Source organism: Amycolatopsis panacis, from assembly GCF_003600245.1.
GTDB lineage: Bacteria > Actinomycetota > Actinomycetes > Mycobacteriales > Pseudonocardiaceae > Amycolatopsis > Amycolatopsis sulphurea.
The window spans coordinates 1-21128 of the sequence record NZ_QZFV01000138.1 but is presented as its reverse complement, the minus strand read 5'-3'; the positions used below and the strand labels follow the sequence as shown (position 1 = coordinate 21128).

Here is a 21128-nt window from a genome sequence, read left to right as displayed (position 1 = left end):
GAAGGGCCCCTTCACGGACTCTGAGTCCGTCAGGGGCACCCTCACGGACCCGAAACCGGTCGGGCAGCCACGGCTCTCTCTGCTGATCACGGGTCCGCGACCAACTTTGCCGGGACCCTGGACTCTGGGGTCGTGAAGGTGCCCTTCCCAGCCCTTACTGCGACGCCAGTACTCGGCGATGCCGGCCGGCGCCGTCCGGCTCCTCGGCGGCGGGTGCGAGATCGATGCGTACCATGTGGACGGTGCCGGTGAACTCGTTGTCGATCACCGGGTAGTCCTCCGTCACCGGAGTGCCGAGATCGACCCCGACATTGAGCGTCTCGTCGAACGAGAAGTAGTACGGGATGGTGCGCTCGACCCGTCCGGAAGCGTGTTTCGTACCGTCGACGGCGAGCGTCACCATGGCGCCCTTGCCGAGGCCCCCGCCGTCGTAGTCGAATTCGGCCCGGATCTCGTGCCGCCCCGCCGGTAGCGGGTTCGTGCCGCGCACGGTGTACCTTGCCATGCCGAAGTAGTTGTATACATAGGACGGACAACCGTCCACGACGTACAGTGACCACCCGCCGAACCGGCCACCCTGGGCGATCAGCACGCCTTCGGCACCGCCCTCGGGGACCTCGATCTCGGCCACGACGCTGTGCGAGCGGTTCTTCACGTTCGGCGTGGTCTCCTCGGTGCAGCGCCGCATCCCGCCGTGGTAGGTCACCGAGGTGCGGCCGCCGAGCAGATCGATCCGCCCGGCCACGGCCGGGTTCTCGCGCTCGGTCACCCGGTCGTCGAGCGGGAACACCTGGTGTTTCGCGGCTTCGATGAGGAACCGGTCCCGCAGATCCGCCAGCTTCTCCGGATGACGCGCGGCGAGGTCGCGGGCCTGGCTCCAGTCGGTGGTCAGATCGTAGAGTTCCCAGACGTCGTTCCGGAAATGCCGGTCGCGCGAGGGCACCATCTCCCACGGCACGCCGTGCCGGGTGACCGCCATCCAGCCCTCGTGGTAGATCCCGCGGTTGCCGCACATCTCGAAGTACTGCGTGTGGTGGTACTCCGGCGCGTCCGCACGGGCGAAGGTCGCCGCGAAACTGCTGCCTTCGACCGGTTGCTGCACCACCCCGTCGACGCTGTGCGGCAACGGGATCCCCGCGCATTCGGCGATCGTCGGCAGGATGTCGATCACGTGGCTGAACTGGTGGCGCAGCCCGCCGCGCTCGGCGATGCCCGCGGGCCAGTGCACGATCATCCCGTCCCGGATACCGCCGAGATGCGAGGCGACCTGTTTGGTCCACTGGAACGGGGTGTTCAGCGCGAGCGCCCATCCCGCGGGGGCGATCGGATAGCTGTGCGGCCCGCCGATCTCGTCGAGGTGACCGATCATCTCGTCCGGATCGTCGACGACGCCGTGGCCGAGCCGGTGCTCGACGATCGTCCCCTCGATGCCGCCCTCGCCGGAGGCGCCGTTGTCGCCGAGGATGTAGAGGAACAGCGTGTCGTCCAGCACGCCCAGCTCCGCGAGCGCGTCGGTGAACCGGCCGACCTGGGTGTCCGCGTGCTCGACGAAACCGGCGAAGGTCTCCATGAACCGCGTCGCGAGCCGGCGCTGGTTGTCGCTCAGCTCGTCCCAGTGCGGCACCCCGTCGGCCCAGCGGGCCAGCTCCGCGTCCTCGGCGACCACGCCGATGTGCTTCTGCCGCGCCAAAGTCCGCTTACGTTGTTCGTCCCACCCGTGGTCGAACCGGCCACGGTACTTCTCCTGCCACTCCTCGCCGACGTGGAGCGGCGCATGCCCGGCGCCGAGCGCGAGGTAGGTGAAGAACGGCCGTTCCGGGGTCAGCGTGCGCTGCGTGCGCACCCAGTCGATGGCGTGGTCGACGAGATCCTCGGACAGGTGATAGCCGTCTTCGGGACGGCGGTCCGGCTCGATCGGCGTGGTGCCCTGGTACAGCTGCGGGTACCAGTGGTTCATCTCCGCGCCCATGAAACCGTAGAACGTGTCGAAGCCCTCACCGGTCGGCCACCGATCGAACGGCCCGACCGCACTGATCTCCCGCGGCGGCGTCTGGTGCCATTTGCCGAACGCCGCGGTGCTGTAGCCGTTTCCCTGCAGCAGCTGGGCGATCGTGGCGGCACTGCGCGGCCGGAACCCGTTGTACCCGGGCGCGGCGGTGGCCATCTCGGTGGTCCCGCCCATCCCGACCGAATGGTGGTTCCGGCCGGTCATCAGCGCCTGCCGGGTCGGCGAGCACAGCGCCGTGACATGGAACCGGGTGTAGCGAAGCCCGTTGTCCGCCAAGCGATCCGCGGTCGGCATCCGGCAAGGCCCGCCGAACGCGCTCGCCGTCCCGTAGCCGAGGTCGTCGACCAGCACGACCACCACGTTCGGGGCTCCCCGCGGCGGCTCCACCGGCCCGATCGCCTGGAACGGCGCGGACTGGTCGTGCACGCTCAACGCGGTCGCGACGGGTGCCACGTGGTCCGGCCGGGGCAGGAGGTGTCGTTCGGCAGGGAACTCCGGCATACTCTTCCTCTCGTTTTCGCGTACATGTACGCCTTGTCGGCTGACCGAGTCATCGCCACCCAGCACGCCACGCGGCGAACCGGGCACCTCCCGCGGCGGGCGCGGGCAGGACCGGGCTGCGGGCCGGCGGGGGAAGGTTGTTCCATGTCAGCAGGTTCGCCGGGGGCCGGGCAATGGCCGGGCGAGACCGGATCTGGATCTGCCCGGTAGAAGATCGCTATGTCCCCAGCTCAGCCCGGGCGAGCGCGAGAAAGGCCGCGGCGGCGGGGGAGAGCGGGCCCTGTCGCCAGAGCAGTCGCCCGGACAGGATGGCCGCGGGTTCCAGCGGCACCAGCACCGCGCCCTGGCGGCCGGCTTCCTCGGCCATTGCCCGCGGCAGCAGCGCGGCTCCGGCCCCGGCCAGCACCAGCGGCACGATCATGGTGCGATGCTGGGTCTCCACCACGATCCGCGGTTCGACGTCCAATCCGGCCAGGGTGTCCTCGACGATTCGCCGGGTGGTCGTGCCGGGCGGGGTGGACACGAGGTCCAGTTCGGCCAGTTCGCGCCGCGGCAGCCGGTCGGCCTCGGTGGTGCCCGCCGGCAGAACGGCGAGGATTTCCTGGTCCGGCAGCCGCGCGGTGGCCAGCCCGCGGATTTCCGCATCGGACTCCACGAGCCCGACCTCGCTCTCCCCGTGCCGGACCTTGGTGATCACCTCGGCGTAGCTCTCCGGGGCCAGCACCCGCGCCCGGACCCGCGGATGCCGCACGCGGAACCGGCCGAGCAACGGGGCCAGCGGCTGGACGGACAGTGTGGTCTGCGCGACGATGTCCAGCGTGCCGCCGCCGAGCCCGAGCACCTCGCGCACCGACGAGCCGGCCACCCGCAGATCCCGGACGATCTGCTGCGCCGGGCCGACCAGCGCCGAACCCGCCGAGGTGAGCACGGCGCCGTGCGGCAGCCGGTGGAACAGGGACCCGCCGAGTTCGCGTTCGAGGGCGCGTACCGCGTGCGAGAGCGAAGGCTGTGCCACGTGCAATGCCCGTGCGGCATGGGTGAAACCACCGTGTTCGACCACCGCGAGGAAATACTCGATCTGCCGCCGCTCCATGGCCTCAGCCGGCCGCGGGAAGCGCCCGCCCGCGCTCGCCGGTCACGGGGCCTCCTCCAAGTTGTGCGGGAACCCTCGCATAGTGCAACGGGATCGTCGGCCCGTCAAGGATCGGCGCGGCCCGCACCTGCTGTCACGGTCACACGTTCGGGTGTCCACAGTGGTCACTGGGGTGGCAGATGGCCGAATGTGAGCGCTGAACGTCTCACCCCGTACGGCGGGCCAGCGTGGATGCCAGCTCGGTGCGGGACGGTGCTTCCAGCTTGCCGAGCAGCCGCGCGACGTGGGCCTGCACGGTCCGCCGCGGCAGGGACAGCTCGGTGGCGATGTCCGGATTGGACCGTCCGGCCGCGACCAGCGTGGCGATGCGGACTTCCAGCGGGGACAACGAATCCCAGCCGTGTCCCGGCCGGACCGGGATGAACCGCGCACCCTGCCGGACACCGAGCGGGCGCAGCCGGGCTTCCGCGTGCTCCAGGTTCCAGTGCGCGGAAAGCTCCGTGTACAGCTCCGCCGCCTCGTCGAACGCGTGGCGTGCCGAGTCCAGGTCACCGGCCTGGGCGAGCAGTACCGAGGCGTCTTCCAGCGCGCTCGCCAGCTCGGGTTTCCGGCCCACCGCACGGAAGTGCTCGGCGGACTTCAGTACCGGCACCGGATCGCCGTCGATCAGGCCGCGGCACCACTGGGTGGCGGCGAAGGCCCGCGCGTGATCGATCTCCTTCGCGGACTCCTCCTCGCACACGGCAAGCGCGCGTTCGGCGCGGGTACGGTCCCCGGTCGCCAAGGCCAGCTGCACGAAGAAGGGCAGCCACTGATGCCGCAACATCATCTGCGCGTAAGTGGGATTCAGGATCGGTTCGAGGACCGAGAGCGCCTTTTCTCGCTCGCCCCGCTGGAACGCGACGAGTCCGTGCGCGGCCATCAGGAAGTCGAAACTCTCCCGTTCGGCGCCGGTGGCGGGTGCGTACGCTTCGGCCGCGTCGAGGTGCGCGACGGCCTGGGTGCGGTCACCACGGCGTGCGGCGATCAGTGACGCGACCCCGTGCAGCAGCAACGCCGCGGCCCCCGGCTCGCGCAGGCCGTAGTAGGTGATCGCCGGACCGTCTTCGGTGACGGTGTCCAGCTCCACCAGCGCTTCGTCCCATCGGCCTTCCCAGTAGCGGTGCACCGCCACCGAGACCTGCAGGCCGACCGGCAGCGAATGCCGCAGCGCGATCTCGCCTGCCTCGCGCAGGGTGTGGTCGGCGTCCTCCAGCCGGTCGAGGTTCTGCAGGGTGAACACGCGGTTGTCGAGCAGATCCAGCCGTAGATCGGCCAGCTCGCGCTCATCCCCGACCACGGCCACGGCCTGGTCGATGTGCGCCAGCGCGCTCGCGTGGTGCCGTCGCACCGAATCGACCAGCCACAGCGTCTGCAGCGCGTGGGCGGTGAGGTAGGGGTCGCCGTCCGCCTCGGCCCGCGCCCGGTGCGCGCTGGCCTCCGCGCGTTCGAGATCGTCGAGCCCGCCGCGGCGGAAGTTCGCCAGCAGGTGGCGATGCCGGACCCGCCACAGCTCCGGTACCCGGGGGTCGTCCGAGGCCTCGCCGAGCGTCTCCACGGCCAGCCGGACCTCGCCGCGGCGGAACCGCATGGCGGCCAGCACGTGCCGCATCTCCTCGGCGTTCTCCGGGTCCCGGGCCACCGCGAGCGCCTGCAGCGCCAGCTCCTCCGGCGCGCGTTCGAGCCGGAACAGCACCTTCACCAGCGCCACCAGCAGCGCTTCCCGGCGCGGATCGTCCTCGGCGCAGGAGTCCAGCGCCCGCTCCAGCAGCTCCACCGCGATCAGCGGGGCCCGGTTGGACACCGCCGCCTGGTTGGTCACCAGCCAGTCCAGTGCCCATTCGTCCACAGTGGAGTGTGCGGCGGCGAGCTGCTCGGCCACCCGCTTCACCGGCGCGTCGATCCGGGCCAGTGCCTCGGCCGCCTGCCGGTGCAGCGCCGCACGGGTACCCGACAGCAGCCGGTTGTACAACGCCTGGCGCAGCAGCGGATGCCGGAACGCCAGGTGGGTACCGGTGTCGATCAGGACGTTCCCGGACACCGCCTCTTCGAGCGGGCCGAGCAGATCCGAGGGCCGCCGGTCGAGGACCGCGGCGATGTCGCCGACCGCGAACTCCATGCCGAGCAGGGCACCCCAGCACAGCACGTCCTGCGTCTCGGCCGGCAGGAAGTCCAGCCGCCGGTCCACCGCGGCCAGCAGGGAATGCGGCACCTCGAACTCGGCCGGATCGTCCACCTCGGCCCGGTCCCTGGCCAGCACGACCGCTCCCGCGCGGACCAGCACGTCCATCATTTCCCTGACATACAAGGGATTCCCGGCGGCTCGCGCGGCGAGCTCGCGCAACCCCGGCCCGGGCTCGGCGCCGACCAGCCGGGCGACCAGCCGGGCCACGTCGGTGCCGTCGAGCGGGGTGAGGTCCAGCACCAGCCCGGCCCGCGCCTCGACGCCGTGGCGCAGCTGGGCCACCTCCGGGCGGTCCGGCGCGGACCGCGTGGCCGCGACCAGCAGCAGCGGCAGCTGCCGGGTGGCGGCGCACAGCCGATGCCAGACCAGCAGGCTCGATTCGTCGGCCCACTGCAGATCGTCGACCACCAGCACCATCGGGGCCTGCGCGCACAGCTCATCCACCAGCGACAGCAGCCGGTCCACCGCGCCGAGCACCGGATCGCCGGTGCCCCAGGTGCGCCGGGCCGGTTCGCCGCCGAGTTCGTGGGCCACGCGGGCGCGCCGCGGATCCGGTGAGAGAGGGTCGATGGCCAGGCATTCCAGCATGACCTGCAACGGAAATCGGGTGCTCAGCTCCTCCGCGGCGACCCAGGCCAGCTGCAGGCCGGCCACGTCCGGCTCGTCGAAGGCCATCGCGAGCAGCTCCGATTTGCCGATGCCCGCGTCGCCCTCGATCCACACCGCCCGGCCGCGGCCTTCCCGGACCTGCGTGAGCAGCTCCCGTAGCTGCGCGACCTCGTTCGCCCGGCCGAGCAGCGGATCGCTTTCGGCACGCCGGGCCCGCGGTGCGGGTGCGATCGGCGGCGCCGGCTTCGGGCGCTTGGGCAGGTTCAGCGACGGATCCTCGGCGAGCACCCGCTGGTGCAGCTCGCGCAGCTGTGGCCCGGGTTCCACCCCGAGTTCGGCGCGCAACGTGCTGCGCGCTTCACGGAACACGTCGAGTGCGTCGGAATGCCGGCCGCTGCGGTAGAGCGCGAGCATCAGCGATTCGCGCAAGGATTCGCGCAGCGGATGGTCGCTGGTGAGCACCGCCAGCTCCGCGATCAGGTCCTGGTGCCCGCCCAGCTCCAGCACGCTCCGCGCACGCTGCTCGACGGTGCTCAGCCGCAGCTCCGCCAGACGCTCGCGATGCCGCTCGGCGAACTCGCCGGGGACGCCGGACAGCGCTTCGCCGTGCCACAGCAGGAGTGCGGCATCGAACCCGGCCACCGCGCGTTCGTGGGCACCGGCCGCGGCGTCCTGCTGCGCGCGTTCCCGGTGCCGCTGGAACACCGCTTCGTCCAGCGCCTCCGGCGTGAGGTCCAGCGAATAGCCCGCGGCCTCCGACACCAGCACGGTCGAGGCGGCCCAGCGGGTGCGCTCCGGCTCCAGCGCGCGGCGCAACCCGGAGATGTAGGTGTGCACACTGCCTTCGACACTGGCCGGCGGCGAATCACCCCACACCCCGGCGATCAGCTCGGGACGGGGAACACTGCGCCCGGTGGCGGTCGCGAGCATCGCGAAAATGGCACGCTGACGGGCCGGCCCGAGAGTGATCTCGGCCGCGCCGCGCCAAGCTCGCAGCGGACCGAGCACGTTCACTCGCAGACCGCTGTGCCCGTCCCCTGGCATGTCGTTCCATTCGACGTACCGACCCGACTGTCCCCGTGAGTTTACGGGCGGAGATCTTCTTCCGGCATCGTACGCAAGGCGGGTTTACGATCGTTCACTCCCCGGCGACCGCCCGCGGGCGGACCGGATTCGCCCGGCGGATCCGCCGGATGCCGTAGGGCCGCATCCGGGCCTCGGCCCGGCGTACGTCCCACACCGCGCCGAGGGTGGTGTAGCTGGTGAGCGCGGTGAAGAACGCGGTGCGTGCCTCGTCGAACCGCTGGTACTCGGCCAGCAGGATCGCCGCGTCCTCGTTGGCTCTGGCCTGCTTGAGCACCCGCCCGGTCGATTCGTAGTGCGCGGCGGCACCGCGGATCGCGTCCGGATCGGCGGTGACCAGGCCGCGGCAATGCGCGGTGGCCGCGACGTGCGCGGGCGGGGTGTCCAGGCCGGTCGCGTCCCCCATCGCCCGCAGTGCTTGGAAGGCCAGCTGCTGATCACCGATCTGCATGGCCAGCCGGGCCACGTCGGGCAGCCACTGCTGCCGCGCCGAAGGCGGATAGTTCTGTTCCAGCAACGGCTGCAGCTCGGCCAGCGCGCGCTCCGGCCCGTGCTCCAGCTCGGCCAGCTGCGCCCGGGCGGCCAGCAGATAGTCCCCGCCGTTGGGCTCCAGATCGCGTGGCCACTGCTGGCGTGCGGCGGCTTCGAGGTGTTCGCGCGCGGTCTCGGCATCGTCGCGGTGACTGGCGATCAGCGCGCCGACACCGTGCACCAGCAACGCCGAACCGGGACTGCGCAACACATACGACGCGGTCTCCGCGCCACCGCGGATCACCGTGTCCAATTCGGCCAGTGCGTCCTGCCAGTGTCCGCGCCAGTAGTAGTGCACGGCGCCGGCCAGATGCATCTCGCCCGGTACCGCGCGGACCGCGGCGAGCCGGCGGGCGGTGCTCAACGGCTCGGCGGTGTCGTCGAGACCGTCCAGCACCCCCAGCTCGGACAGATCCGGCTCGGTCGACGAACCTTCGGTGGCGAGCCGTTCGATGGTCGCGCGCAGCGTTTCGTGCCTGCCGCGCCACATCTCCGGCACGCGCGGGTCCGCGAGTGTGCGCCGGACCTCTTCGGCCGCTTCGGCGAATTCTCCGCGGCGGTAATAGATGTAGGCGAGGATCCAGCGCATCTCGGCGGCCTGCCTGCTGTCGCTGGTGCGCGCCACCACCGAGCGCGCCTCCGACTCCGGCTCGCGGCCGAGCCAGAACAGCAGCCGGGCCAGCGTCGCGGTGAGCGGCTCCCGGGCCTGCGGGGGCAGCGTCGCGTGCGCGACCACGTTCTTGAGCAGATCCACCGCCATCCGCGGGGCCTGTGCGGCGACCTCGCCGATGTGGTTGAGCAGCCAGCCGGTGACCCAGCCGTCGACCAGGCCGGGCGCCGCGACCAGCTGCTCGGCCACCCGCTGGGTGGAGGCACCCGCACCGTGGAAGGCCTCGGCGAGCTGCCGGTGCAGGGCGACGCGCATCGCGGCCGGGGTCTTTTCGTACAGCACCTGGCGCAGCAGCGGATGCCGGAAGGCGAGCAGCTCGCCGGACTCGGTCAGCACCCCCGCGGCCAGTGCCTCCTCCACCGCGCCGACCAGCGAGGTGGCCGCGCGCTCGGTGGCGATCGCGATGTCGGCGAGGGAGAACTCCTTGCCCAGCAACGCCGCCCAGCGCAGCACGTCGCGGGTGCCGCTGGCGAGGAAGCTGAGGTAGAGGGTGACCTTTGAGCCGAGCGGCGAGGGGATGGTCCGGCAGGCGCTCCCGTCCACCATCGCCTGCGAGCCGTCCAGCAGGATCATCTGGTTGATCAGCAGGGTCTCGACGAGTTCCTTGGCGTAGCGCGGATTCCCGGCCGCGTGGGAGATCAGCAGGGACAGCGTCCGGCCGGGCGGCGCGCCGGCGAGTTCGCCGGCCAGCTGTGCGATCGCCGCCTCCGGCAGCGGCCCGAGCGGCAGCACCGTGGTGCCCTCCGCGCCGAGTTCCCCCCGCAGCGCGTCCAGCCCCGGCGGCCGCGGGATCGGCCGGCACGCGCCGATCAGCAGCAACGGCAGCCGCCGGGTCTCGCGCGCGAGATGCCGCCACACCCGCAGCGTGGCCTCGTCGGCCCACTGCAGATCGTCGACCACCAGCACCAGCGGCTCGTCCGCGCACAGCTCGCGGATCAGCCCGAGCAGCCCGTCCGCCGGATCGAGGCCGGAGTCCTCGGCCAGCGCCAAGGCCAGCTCGGCGCGGCGCAGATCCGAGGCCCGCGGGTGCACGCCCAGCGCGTCGAGCAACGGGCGCAGCGCGAATCGCTGGTCCAGCGCGTCCGCCGCGGCGAACAGCGGTTTGCCGCCCTCGCGCTGGGCCAGTTCGAGGGTCTCCGCGAGCAGCGCGGTCTTGCCGATGCCCGGTTCGCCCTCGATCCAGATCGACCGGCCGAGCCCGCCCGCCAGCCCGGCGACCGCCTCCTGCAGCTGGTGCATCTCCTCCGCGCGCCCGGCGAAGACGGCCGGGCGCGGCGGCAGCACCGGCACCGGGAACCGGGGCACCCGCGCCGGCGTGCTCCGCTCGGGTGCCGCGCTGATCGCCGGGGGCCGCCCGGCGATCAGCTGCTCGTACCGGTCGCGCAGGGCCGGGCCGGGCTCGGTGCCGGAGGCCTCGATCAGGCGGTCGCGCAGCCCGGTGTAGACCGACAGCGCCTCGTCCCGGCGGCCGGCCAGGTGGAGTGCTCGCATGAGCACTCCGTGCAGAGGCTCCCGCAGGGGATGCTCAGTTGCGAGCGCGCTCAGTCCGGGCACCAGCCCGGCGTGCTCGCCGCTGTCCAGCGACACTTCCGCCCGCCGCTCGACGGTGCTCAGCTGCAGTTCTTCCAGGCGCGCGCGGTGCGAGGCGGCGTACGGGCCGGGCAGCCCTTCCAGCGGGGTTCCCCGCCACAGACCGAGCGCCTCGTCGAGCTGCTCCCTGGCCGCGCTCGGCCGCCCCTCGGCGAACAGCCGCTGGGCCTGCTCCCGCAGCGACTCGAAGCGGTGCACGTCGACGTTCGCCGGGTCGATCCGCAGCGTGTAGCCGGAACCGACGGAGGCCAGCAGCCGGGAACCGGTGCCCTTGGCGCGGTCGGGTTCGAGCACCCGGCGCAGCCCGGAGATATAGGTGTAGATACTGCCCTGCGCGCTGGCCGGGGGAGCGTCGCCCCAGACCGCGTCGATCAGCTCTTCCCGGGAGACACTGCGGCCGTTGGCCAGTGCGAGCACGGCGAACACTGTTCTACGATGGGCTGACCCGAGGTCGACTCGCTCGTCTCCCCGCCAGGCCCGGACCGGTCCGAGCAGCTGGATGTCCGGCGCGGGGACGCCGTCCGCTGCCGACATCGGTCTCCCTTCGCGCGCCGGCGAATCGTCCGGCGCTGGATGTCTCTGATGAGCTTACGCCCGAATCGGTGACGTGGCGGAGCGCACCCGGGTTGCTCGCACCATCGTGCGACTGATCGTTCGAGCGGCTCATCGGCGCGGTCACTCCGGGCCATTGTTCCGGCGCCCGGTGTCCGCCGACCGGCGCAACGGCGAACGCCGGGCGAACCAGTCGCCCGCCGGGGCCGAGGATCGGCAGGCAGTGATCCGCGAAAAACGGGCAGCGCGGCCGGTGGCCGGTCGCCGCGTACCCGTCGGCTCGGGCAGCCTCGGTACCGCGCCTGTGCTGGAAACCTCCTGTGCGGGCAGGGTTTTGGTTGGTGAGGAGTGTGTGGTGGACTCGGTGCCTCCCCGGCCGCGGCCGGCGAGCCTGCGTGGTGCGGCGGTCCGCTTCGCCCATGCGATCGATTCCGCGAACGCCTGCCTGCGCCCGGTGAACGGCGCGATGGCCGGCCTGCAGGCCTGCTGGCGGGGCGAGGGCTCGGTGCGGTTCGGGCAGGCGATGAGCGACTGGGAACGGGAGTTCGAGCTGATCCTGGACCGGCTCGGCAATATCCGCGAACTCGTCACGACCTCCGACGTGCGCTCAGATGAGCGCTCGCGTGGGCGATGAGCGGCGAGCTTTCCGACTTTCGTCGTGCCGACGAGATCCTGACGCGGATGGGCGAGACGACCCGCGGGATCCGCGCGCTGCTGACCGAACTGGAATCGGCCGTGGAGGGCGAGCTGGGCGGCTGGCCGCCGGAAGTCGTGGCCCGCTACCGGGCGGCGCGGCGGGACTGGGACGGAGCCGTGCGGCGGATGCCGGAGTGCCTGGACCGGGCTCGGCAAGCCGTCTGGGAGATCGCCGATGAAGACTCGGATAGAGGGCATTGACCTGCGCGAACGCGCCGTCGCGCGGCGATCTGCAGACCTGCTGGGCGGGGCTGGAGAGAAAACGTGAAGTCGGGCCCGTCAGACTTTGACCCGTCAACATGCAGTGGCGGTAGGAGTTGTCGTGAAGCTGGTCAAGGTCGCAGTCCTCGCTACGGATCCGATCACCCGTGCCGGTGCGGTGAGCCTGCTGGGCACGCGTCCGGAGCTTCGCGTCCTGCCCGAGGACACCGCTTCGGCGGCCGACGTGGTCCTCGTGATGGAGGAGCACGTGACCGACCGGGTGCTGTCCCGGGTCAAGGAGCTGGCACTGGAGTCCGACCGGATGACCGGGCCGGATCTGGTGATCGTCGCCGACCACTTCCGGGAGAGCGACCTGATGACCGCGATCGAGTGCGGGGTCGTGGCGATCCTGCCCCGGCGCGAGACCGGCGGTGCCGAGCTGGTGTCGGCGGTGCTCGCCGCGGGCGACGGCACGGCGAGCCTGCCGCCGCGGCTGCAGGGCGCGCTGCTGAGCCAGGTCCAGCGGATGCGCCGCGACGTGCTGGAGCCCAACGGGCTGACGCTGTCCGGGCTGGCCTCGCGGGAATGCGACGTGCTGCGCCTGGTCGCGGAGGGCTACGGCACCGAGGAGATCGCGTCGAAGCTCTGCTACTCGGAGCGGACCGTGAAGAACGTGCTGTACGGCCTGATGACCCGCTGTGGTCTGAACAACCGGGCCCACGCGGTCGCCTACGCCTTGCGCGCGGGCGCCATCTGAGCTGCTCCGCGGGTGCGGCGACCGGCGCGGAGCCGCCGCCCCCGCGGAGTCTTGCCCGGCGCTAGGGTTGGCCGATGGTGCTGACAGCGGTGGAGATCGCCCGCGGAGTGCGGGCCGGGCAACTGGATCCGGTGCAGGTCACCGAAAACGCGCTCGCGCGCATCGCCGCCGCCGATCCGGTGGTCGGCGCGTTCCGGCGGGTGCGGGCCGAGCAGGCCCGCGCGGAGGCGGCCGAAATCGCCGCCCGGCCGGACCTCGCGCGGCTGCCGTTGGCCGGAGTTCCGGTCGCGGTCAAGGACGTCACCGCCGTCGCGGGGGAATTCGCGGCCTGGGGTTCGATCGCCGGGCCACACGCGCCTGCCACCGCGGACGGGGTCATCGCGGCTCGGCTGCGCGCGGCCGGTGCGGTGCTCGTCGGTCTCACCCGCGTTCCGGAGCTGTGCATCTTCCCGATGACCGACGACCCGGACGGGGTCGCCCGCAACCCGCGTGAGCCCGCGTTCAGCGCGGGTGGTTCCTCCGGTGGCAGCGCGGCCGCGGTCGCCGCCGGGCTGGTGCCGATCGCGCACGGAACGGACGGGCTAGGCTCGATCCGGCTGCCGGCGGCGATGTGCGGGCTGGTGGGGCTCAAACCCGGCCGCGGCGTGGTGCGCGAGCCGGAAGAGGGCTGGTTCGGCATGTCCGTGCACGGTCCGATCGCGACCACTCCGGCGGACGCTGCGCTGTTGCTTTCCGTACTGGCCGAACGTCCGGAGTGGGCAGCTGTCACCGAACCCGGCCCACAGCGGATCGCGGTGTCCACGCAGGTGCCCTTCACACACGCGCCACTGCCTCGGCCGCTCGGCGCCGCAGTCGCTCAAGCTGCCGGTCTACTGGAGACCGCGGGACACTCGATTGCCGACGCCACCCCGAAGTACCCACTGTCGACGCTGACCGCCATGCTGGCGCGCTGGTTCGCCGGACCGGCCGTACAGGCCGTCGACGAAGGATTCGACCTCGCCAGGCTGCAACCACGCACTCGCACGCACGTACGGGTGGGCAAGGTGACCGCGCGCTGGGTACGCGAGAGTTCCCGTGTGAAGTGGCTTTCGATCGCCGAAGCCTTCTTCGCCGAGCACGACGTGCTGATGACCCCCGCGCTGGGCACCTTGCCGCCGAAGGCCCGTCGCTGGCACCGCCGCGGGTGGCCGGCAGCGGCATTGCCCGCCACGCGCGTGGCGGGGTTCACCGGCATGTGGAACCTGGCCGGCTACCCGGCGATCACCGTGCCGATCGGCCGCCACCCGTCGTACGACCTCGCCACCTGTGTGCAGCTGGTGGCCGCCCCGGGCGGAGAGCCGCTGCTGCTGGGACTGGCCGCCGCACTGGAGGCGGCGAATCCCTGGCCGCGGACGGTCTGACCGCCTCGGTGCCGGTTCGCCCGCTGACCGGTTCGGCCCGAACGGCCGGATCAGGGCTTGGGTTTCCCCGTTGCCTGCCGCTGCGACGCACCCTGAACGTTGCCGTTTTCCTTGGTGCCGTTGGCATTCGGCGTACCGCCGTTGCCTGCGGGCCTGGGCGAGGACGGCTGAACCGGCTTGGCTGCCGGGGCCGTCGGGGACTCCACCTCGGCAGGCTCCGCCTTCGCGCGAGGAGACCCCGGTTCGTCGCCACCGACCAGCCTCGCCGCGGACGGGATCACCTTCTCCGCGGGCAGAGCGGTCAACAGGCCTTCGCTGCGGCCGAGCACCTCGTCCGCCATCGCCAGATTCTTGCGGGCCTGCTCGCGGATCTCGGCCAGGCGTTCGACCTTGCGGGTCGCCGCCGTGGTGCGCTGCGCGGCCTGCGTGGTGGCTTCGTCGAGCCGCCGCTTGGCCTCGGCGGTGGCCTCCTCGACGCGGCGGGTCGCCTCCGCGGTCGCCTCGGCGATCCGGCGCTCGGCCTGGTTCTTGCTCGCCGTGCGCTGATCGGCGATCAGCTTCTCGTGCGCGGCGCGCTCCGAGGTGATCTTCGTGTCGAAGTCACGCTCGATCTTGCGGCGCTTGCGCTCGGCCTCGGTGTCGAGCAGTTCCCGGCGCTGCGCCGCCTCGACGGTGAGCCGCTGCACCTCGGCGCGGGTCTGGTTGAGCGCCGACTCGTGCTCCGAGTGCAATGCCTCGGCCTGCTTGTCCAGCTCCTCGACCAGCCGGTGGTAGCGCTCCCGCAGCTTCGTCGACGCCTCGGTGGAGGAGGCCCAGTGCTTCTCCGCGGCCACCTGCGCCCGCTGGGTCACCTCTTCGGCCCGCGCGTGCGCGAGCTGGACGGTGCGCTGCATGCGCTCGTCCAGATCCTCCAGCCGCTCCGGTGGCTTCAGCAGCTCGTCTACGCGGGACTTCAGCTTGCCGACCTCGGCACGGGCCGACTCCAGCTCCCTGGACAGCGTGGCGATCTGGGTCGCAGCCGCCTCGCGGTCGCCGATCAGCCGGCGCACCTGCGCCTCGAGCTGATCGAGGTACTGACGCACCTCGGTGCGGTCGAAGCCGCGCCACGCTTCGGTGTACTCGCGGCGCAGGGGCAGGAGGCCGGCCGGGAGGCCATTGTCTCGCTCGGGAACCATGTCCACGACCGTACCCGCGCACACGGTGTCGTCGCCGTCAGGAGTGGTGATTCACTGCCCGGCCGCCGCGGTGATCGCCGGAACGGCCGTATCCGGCCTTCACCAGTGGAAGCCGCGGGAGAGCCGGGCGAGCGCGGTGGCCGCGCGGGACAGGTGTAGCTCACCCCGGCCGATCTTCAGCCGCCCGGTGCCGCCCGCCGCGGTGGAGTCCGGGAAGATCCGGAAACCCTGGTAGGCGATCGCATCGGTCAGCCCGGGAGCGAGCGCGTAGGTCAGCCCGATCGCCTGCCCGGCGGGCGTGCCGATGTGCTTCGGCCGCTCGACGAGCGCCTTGAGCACCATGTCCGCGGCCTGCTCCGGGGACTTGGTGGGAAACGCGTCGTAGATCTTCGTCGGCCGGATCATCGGCGTGCGCACGAGCGGCATGTGGATGGTGGTGAAGGTAATACCGTCGCCGTGCGTTTCGGTGGCCGCGATCCGGGAGAAGTAGTCCAGCGCGGCCTTCGACGCGGCATAGGCGGAGAACCGCGGTGCGATGCCCTGCACCCCGATCGACGAGACGTTCACGATGTGCCCGAACTTCCGCTCCGACATGTGCGGCAGGACCGCCAGGATCAGCCGGACCGCGCCGAAGTAGTTGATCGCCATCGCACGCTCGTAGTCGTGCATCCGGTCGTAGGACAGCTTGATGGACCGGCGGATCGAGCGGCCGGCGTTGTTCACCAGCATGTCGATGCGGCCGTGCTCGGCCAGCATCGCGTCCACCGCCTTGTGCACCGAGTCCCCGTCGGTCAGGTCGGCCGGGTACACCGAGGCCGTGCCACCCGCCGAGATGATCTCGTCGCGCACTTCCTCCAGCTCGTGCTGCCTGCGCGCGACCAGCAGCGGAACCCCGCCCGCGGCGGCGACTTTGAGCGCGGCAGCACGCCCGATGCCCGACGACGCACCGGTGATGATCACGCGCCGGCCGTCCAGCTCCCCGCGCGGACCGTGCTTGCGGGCCCGGAACGGGTCGAGGTGCTCGCGCCAGTGCCGCCACAGCGTGGCCGCGTAGTCTTCGAGCCGCGGCACCTCGACGCCCTTGCCCGCCAATGCTTTTCGGGTCTCCGCGGACGCGAAGACCGAGGGGAAGGCCATCGTCTCCAGCAGCACCGGCGGGATGCCCAGCCGCTCCAGCACCGCGTCACGCGCGATCGTGAAGCCCGGGATGTGCTCGCTGAGCTTCACCAGCCCGAGGATGCCCTTCGACACCGATTCGCCGAGCTGCGCGGTGATCGTCGGCGCCCCGGCGGCGCGGGCGAACGCGTTGTACACCGAAACCACCGGCTGCGGCTCGGGGTTGACCAGGTGGAAGGCCCGCCCGTCCAGCCCGTCCGTGGTGACCAGCTCCAGCAGCGCGCTCGCCACATAGTCCACCGGCACCACGTTGGTGTCGCCCAGATCCGGGCCGACGACCGGCAGATCGGGCAGCCCGGCCAGCCTGCTGATCGCCGGGAACAGGTAGTAGGGACCGTCGACCTTGTCCATCTCGCCGGTCCGGGAGTCACCGACCACCACGGCGGGCCGGTAGATCCGCCACGGCACCTCGGCCTGCTCGCGGACCAGCTTCTCGGACTCGAACTTGGTCCGGTGATACGGCGTGATCAGCCGCTGGCCCACGTCGAACATGTCCTCGGTGAACAGTCCTTCGTGGTCCCCGGCCACAGCCACCGAGGACACGTGGTGCAGCGTGCCCGCGCTCAGGTCCGCGGCCAGTTCCAGGACGTGCTGCGTACCGTCCACATTGGCCCGGATGCTGGACTCGTCGTCCGCGGTGAGGTCGTAGAGCGCGGCGAGGTGCACCACGTGGTCCACTCCGCGCAGGGTTTCGCGGTCCGCCTCGGACACGCCCAGCATCGGCTCGCCGAGATCGCCGCCGACCAGCGTGACGCGCTCCGCGTGCGGCCAGTCGTCCACCAGCGCGGCCAGTTTGGCCCGCGAACCGGGCCGCACCACGAGCGCCACCCGCGCCACGTCCGGGCGGGCGAGCAGCCGCCGGGTGAACTGGCGGCCGATCAGCCCGGTCGCACCGGTCACCAAGAACGTCGCCATCTGTCTCACCCTCCGCCGTGCGCCGCTGGACCCCTAGCGCATTGTGCTGCATGGCAGCCGTACCGGCCACCGTCCGCCCGGCTATGTTACTCGCTGGTAACCAGGCGATCGCCGCAGGGGTGAGTCAGGCCGGGTCGGCGATCACGACCCGGTTCTCCTCGTAGCCGTCGTTCCCGCCGACCCAGCGGCCACCGCAGGTCACCAGCACCACCCGGTGCGGGCCGGCTTGGCCGAACAACTCGTCCGCGCGGGCGGCCAGATCGTTCTTGTGCACCGTGATCAGCTGCGAGATCCGGTACCGGGTGGTCTTGCCCGCACTGTCCACAATGGTCACCACCCCGCCGATGCGCCCGGCCCACAACTCCGCGAACGGCCCGGTCGCACCCCGCCAGTTCACGTGCCCGGCGAACACGCTGGCGCCGCTGACCGCGGTCAGCTCGGCACCCCACCAGGCGGCCTGGCCGATGTTCGAGGGCACCGGAAGCGTGTTGCCCGGCCCGAGTCCCTGCCGCACCATCGCCGCGGTGCCACCGCCGGGCAGCCGGATCGTGCCCGGCCGCTGCGGTTCCGGCTGCCGATGCTCGGCAGGCGCCGCGGGCGGCGGGGCGGCGGCGGGGGTGCCGGGCGGGGCACTGGACGCGGGAGCCGGCGACGCCGGTGGTGGCGCGGCCGCCTCGGGTGCCCCGGCGAGCGGGGCGAGTGCGCCGGGGGCCGGGATCGCACTCCCGGCCACCGCCGTCGTCGGCGGTGAGGTGATCACCACTGTGGCGAACTCCACCGCCAGCACACTCGCCGCGCCGAGCACGAAGCCGGCGACCAGCCTGCCCTTACCTGTCATGCCTTGCCCGTCCTGCCGCTCCTTGCTACCGCCGTGCCGAACGCCGGGCGAAGAACCCGACCAGGCCCGAACCGAGCAGCACCAGCGCGCCGAGGCCGGCCACACCGGGCACCGAGAAGGTGGTCTCGGTCGAGCCCTTGGCCATGGCCACCGGCTGGTCCCCGGCGGGGATCGCGTGGGGCACCTCGTTCGGGGTGTTGGCCAGCGCGAGCGACAGCGTGCCGCCCGGCTCCAGAGAACCACACTCGGTCGGCGGGTTGTTCGGGTCGAAGGCGTTGGTGTAGCCCGGCGGCGCATTCACCTCGACGACGCAAACCTCTTGCGGGGCAAGGAGATTCTCCACGGTGGCCACGCCCTCCTCGCCGTTCGTGGTGACCACGACCGGCTTCCCGTCCGGGCCGTTGAGCGGCTTGCCGTCCTGGCCGGTGGCCGCGCTCTTGCGGTCCTTGCCGGTCACCCGCAGCGTCGCGCCGCCGATACCCTTGCCGGTCTTGGCGTCCTTTTTGGCGATCTGCACCTTGCCCGGCTTGGCGATCGCGACCGTGCCGGTGGCGGTCAGCGTCTTCTCGCCGCCGGTGGAGACCACCTTCTGGATCCCGTCGTCGAGCGGCTTCTGCACGTACGGCCGGTCGGCGGGCGCGGACATCGCGGCGACCAGCTTCGGCTGGGCACCGGTGGGCGTGAGCTTCACGGTGACCTTGCCCTCGGCGTCGGTCTTCACCGTCGTCTCGGTCTTCGCCGCCTGGGTGGCCGAGCTGCCGCCGTTGCCGGTCTGCTTCGCGTCGCCGGCGCCGCTGCTGGTCTCTTTCGCGTCGCTGTCGCTGGTCTGTTTGGCGTCCTTGCCGCTGCTGTCGGTCTTCTTCGCGTCGCTCGAATCGCTGTCGATGGACGCGTCCGTCGCGGTGAGCTTCACCGGGACATCGGCGACGCCGGTGCCCTTCGCGTTCTTGACCGTGACGGTCCAGCTCGCCGGTGCGTCGAGATGCTGCGGGTCCTTCGGCCCGGCCATCGAGGCCGTCCACGGGCCGCGGTTGGCTTCCGCGTCTGCGGTCAGCTTGGCCACGTCCGCGTACGCGCCGGGAGCCTGCTCCTTGAGCTTGTCCAGGTGGTACGTCGCGTCGTAGCCGATCTTTTCGGCGGGCAGCGACTTGTCCAGGTCTTTGTCGCTTCGCGGCTTCGAAGTCCACGAATGCAGCAGGTGCGCCAGCGCCGCGGCCTGGTCCGCGTCAGTCGTGTTGCCGTAGCGGAGCAGCAGGTACGAGATGTTGGCCGCTTCGTCCGCGGGCAGCTTCGTGCCCCACTTCGTGAGCAGCTCGTCGCCCGGCTTGTACTCCTGGTTCGAGTCCGGCGCTTTCAGCTGGAAGCTGACGCAGAACACGTTCTTGCCGCCGACGACGTATGAGCCCAGCCAGTTGAACTCGGGTGTGTGCGACGCGAACGGCTGCCCGGGCGTTACTTTGTACCCGACGCCTGGCTGGACGTTGCGCGGGGTGTCGGCCACAGCCGGTGTGGTGCCGACCGCGGTCACGGAGAGCGCGCCGAGCATCGCCGTGGCGACCAGCCCGGAGACCGCGCGCATCCGAGCACGCGGGCGTGAGATCCACCCCATGGTGTGTTGACTCCTTTAACGGCCCACGGCGACGTCCGGTTCGACGTTTTCGCAGGTCACCCGATCGAATAACTCCCTGGCACGCGTTCGGTTACTTTTCGAACACGCGATGTGCAGGTTCTCGGGTGACCGCCAGTGTTGTCTAGGGGCCATCGGGTGAACTGCGCTCAGCGGTCGTGAGCTGCGTCGCTTACCGTGGGGTATGGGGTCCGGTCCCCACTTCCAGGTGATGGGTAAAGTCACCTTTACCGATGGGAACCAGCCGCCCCGCATGGTCGTTGAGCCCGATGCATGGTGCCAGTAAGTCCAGGAGGACAGGTGCGATCCACTAGCAACCCGGCGTTCCGCAATCTGCCGCGTGACGCGTCCGCGCGCGGGCAGTACGGGCCGAATGTCGGCTTCGAGCAGCCTTACGGCGCTCCGCAGGGCCAGGGCGGTGTGCCGGGGTACGGCCCCGGCCGGCCGGGCACGGCTTCGGCCGACCGCCCGATGACCGTCGACGACGTGGTGATCAAGACCGGGCTTTCGCTCGCGGTCGCGCTGGTGACCGGCGTGCTCACCGCGATCTGGGCGCAGTCCCAGCTCGTGGTCGACGGCGCGGGCCGGGTCAGCGGGATGAGCGGGGTGCTGCTCGGCGCGCTCATCGGCGGCCTGCTCGTCGGGCTGGTCAGCTCACTGGTGATCATCTTCCGGCGCAAGCCGAGCGGACCGCTCACGCTGGTGTACGCGGGTGCCGAAGGGGTGTTCCTCGGTGCGCTGAGCGGGCTGTTCGAACTGTTCCTGCCGGGCATCGCGCTGCAGGCCTTGATCGGTACCGCGGGTGTGTTCATCGCGATGCTGGTGGTCTACAAGACCGGCGCGGTGAAGGTCACGCCGAAGCTGACCAAGTGGATCATCGGCGCGGCCGCTGGCGTCGCCATCCTGATGCTGGTCAACCTGCTCACCGCGGTGTTCTTCGGCTTCAACCCGCTGCGCGACGGCAGCCCGCTCTCGATCGTGTTCAGCCTCGTGGTGATCGGCATCGCCGCGTTCAGCTTCCTGCTCGACTTCGACCAGGCCGACCGGATGATCCGCGCCGGGATGCCCTCCCAGTGGGCCTGGTACGCCGCGTTCGGCCTGATGACCACGCTGGTCTGGCTGTACCTGGAAATCCTGCGGCTGTTGTCCTACCTGCGCGAGTAACGCTCGCCGGGTTCCCGAGAGAAGGCGCTCCGTGCTGCACGGGGCGCCTTTTCGTTCGTCCAGGCGGTTTCGTCGCATTCCGTGGGACGGGCTGCGAGCGCCGTACCGGCGGTCCTGCCGTGCGCCCGCTTTCCCGGGAAATCCCCACGGACGACCAGGAGCCCCGGCGGCCGTCGAACCGGCACCACACTGAGCTTCCCCGCTTCCCCGCTTCCCCGCCCGCCTCGGACGTAAACCGGAGTGATCAGGACCGCTATGCTGACGGTCGCCGGTGTGCCCGGAACTCCGTGGTGCCCTCGGCTGGTCCTGCCGCCGATC

Annotated in this window: 13 protein-coding genes; 5 read left to right on the top strand and 8 right to left on the bottom strand. The window is 71.4% G+C overall.

The window, feature by feature from the left end; genetic code table 11:
- Positions 1-154: 154 nt before the first annotated feature.
- From D5S19_RS29035 to D5S19_RS29020, 4 genes are all read right to left on the bottom strand, one after another.
- Positions 155-2509, bottom strand: a complete 2355-nt coding sequence (locus D5S19_RS29035) for an arylsulfatase (protein WP_120026561.1) — start codon at positions 2507-2509, stop codon at positions 155-157.
- A 217-nt stretch (positions 2510-2726) separates the two neighbouring features.
- Entirely contained in the window at positions 2727-3602 is an 876-nt protein-coding gene (locus D5S19_RS29030) for a LysR family transcriptional regulator (protein WP_120026560.1), read from the bottom strand.
- A 205-nt stretch (positions 3603-3807) separates the two neighbouring features.
- On the bottom strand, positions 3808-7479 hold the full coding sequence (locus D5S19_RS29025; protein WP_233574231.1) for a BTAD domain-containing putative transcriptional regulator: 3672 nt from the start codon (positions 7477-7479) through the stop codon (positions 3808-3810).
- 94 nt (positions 7480-7573) lie between these two features.
- The gene (locus D5S19_RS29020; RefSeq protein ID WP_120026558.1) at positions 7574-10843 is read right to left on the bottom strand and encodes an AfsR/SARP family transcriptional regulator; all 3270 of its coding nucleotides are present in this window, start codon (positions 10841-10843) and stop codon (positions 7574-7576) included.
- Between the two features lie 373 nt (positions 10844-11216).
- On the opposite strand from D5S19_RS29020, the gene D5S19_RS29015 reads away from it, so the two are divergent.
- The 4 genes from D5S19_RS29015 (at position 11217) to D5S19_RS29000 (ending at position 13915) form a co-directional block, all read left to right on the top strand.
- Positions 11217-11495: a WXG100 family type VII secretion target gene (locus D5S19_RS29015; protein ID WP_233574230.1), complete on the top strand. Its 279-nt coding sequence runs from the start codon at positions 11217-11219 to the stop codon at positions 11493-11495.
- Positions 11492-11758, top strand: coding sequence for a WXG100 family type VII secretion target (locus tag D5S19_RS29010; protein WP_120026557.1), 267 nt, complete (start codon positions 11492-11494; stop codon positions 11756-11758). Before D5S19_RS29015 ends, D5S19_RS29010 begins: the two co-directional genes overlap by 4 nt.
- A 121-nt stretch (positions 11759-11879) precedes the next feature.
- A complete protein-coding gene (locus tag D5S19_RS29005; RefSeq protein WP_120026556.1) occupies positions 11880-12515 on the top strand; it encodes a response regulator transcription factor in 636 nt (211 codons plus the stop codon).
- A 74-nt stretch (positions 12516-12589) separates the two neighbouring features.
- On the top strand, positions 12590-13915 hold the full coding sequence (locus tag D5S19_RS29000) for an amidase family protein (protein WP_120026555.1): 1326 nt from the start codon (positions 12590-12592) through the stop codon (positions 13913-13915).
- Between the two features lie 50 nt (positions 13916-13965).
- Here D5S19_RS29000 and D5S19_RS28995 read toward each other — a convergent pair whose 3' ends face one another.
- The 4 genes from D5S19_RS28995 to D5S19_RS28980 all read right to left on the bottom strand — a co-directional run bounded on the left by D5S19_RS28995 (position 13966) and on the right by D5S19_RS28980 (position 19628).
- Positions 13966-15090 (bottom strand): coiled-coil domain-containing protein, encoded by a 1125-nt coding sequence (locus tag D5S19_RS28995; protein WP_120026562.1) that lies wholly within the window; start codon positions 15088-15090, stop codon positions 13966-13968.
- Between the two features lie 99 nt (positions 15091-15189).
- Positions 15190-17181: an SDR family oxidoreductase gene (locus tag D5S19_RS28990; protein ID WP_120026554.1), complete on the bottom strand. Its 1992-nt coding sequence runs from the start codon at positions 17179-17181 to the stop codon at positions 15190-15192.
- Between the two features lie 124 nt (positions 17182-17305).
- The gene (locus tag D5S19_RS28985) at positions 17306-18019 is read right to left on the bottom strand and encodes a class F sortase (protein WP_120026553.1); all 714 of its coding nucleotides are present in this window, start codon (positions 18017-18019) and stop codon (positions 17306-17308) included.
- Between the two features lie 25 nt (positions 18020-18044).
- Positions 18045-19628, bottom strand: a complete 1584-nt coding sequence (locus D5S19_RS28980) for an MSCRAMM family protein (RefSeq protein ID WP_120026552.1) — start codon at positions 19626-19628, stop codon at positions 18045-18047.
- Between the two features lie 318 nt (positions 19629-19946).
- Between D5S19_RS28980 and D5S19_RS28975 the strand changes: the two genes are divergently transcribed.
- A complete protein-coding gene (locus D5S19_RS28975; protein ID WP_120026551.1) occupies positions 19947-20810 on the top strand; it encodes a Bax inhibitor-1/YccA family protein in 864 nt (287 codons plus the stop codon).
- Positions 20811-21128: the final 318 nt, after the last annotated feature.

Coding starts and splice junctions, on each gene's coding strand:
- D5S19_RS29035 (WP_120026561.1), bottom strand. CDS start 2,509: ATGCCGGAGTTCCCTGCCGAACGACACCTCCTGCCCCGGCCGGACCAC.
- D5S19_RS29030 (WP_120026560.1), bottom strand. CDS start 3,602: ATGGAGCGGCGGCAGATCGAGTATTTCCTCGCGGTGGTCGAACACGGT.
- D5S19_RS29025 (WP_233574231.1), bottom strand. CDS start 7,479: ATGCCAGGGGACGGGCACAGCGGTCTGCGAGTGAACGTGCTCGGTCCG.
- D5S19_RS29020 (WP_120026558.1), bottom strand. CDS start 10,843: ATGTCGGCAGCGGACGGCGTCCCCGCGCCGGACATCCAGCTGCTCGGA.
- D5S19_RS29010 (WP_120026557.1), top strand. CDS start 11,492: ATGAGCGGCGAGCTTTCCGACTTTCGTCGTGCCGACGAGATCCTGACG.
- D5S19_RS29000 (WP_120026555.1), top strand. CDS start 12,590: ATGGTGCTGACAGCGGTGGAGATCGCCCGCGGAGTGCGGGCCGGGCAA.
- D5S19_RS28995 (WP_120026562.1), bottom strand. CDS start 15,090: ATGGTTCCCGAGCGAGACAATGGCCTCCCGGCCGGCCTCCTGCCCCTG.
- D5S19_RS28990 (WP_120026554.1), bottom strand. CDS start 17,181: ATGGCGACGTTCTTGGTGACCGGTGCGACCGGGCTGATCGGCCGCCAG.
- D5S19_RS28985 (WP_120026553.1), bottom strand. CDS start 18,019: ATGACAGGTAAGGGCAGGCTGGTCGCCGGCTTCGTGCTCGGCGCGGCG.
- D5S19_RS28980 (WP_120026552.1), bottom strand. CDS start 19,628: ATGGGGTGGATCTCACGCCCGCGTGCTCGGATGCGCGCGGTCTCCGGG.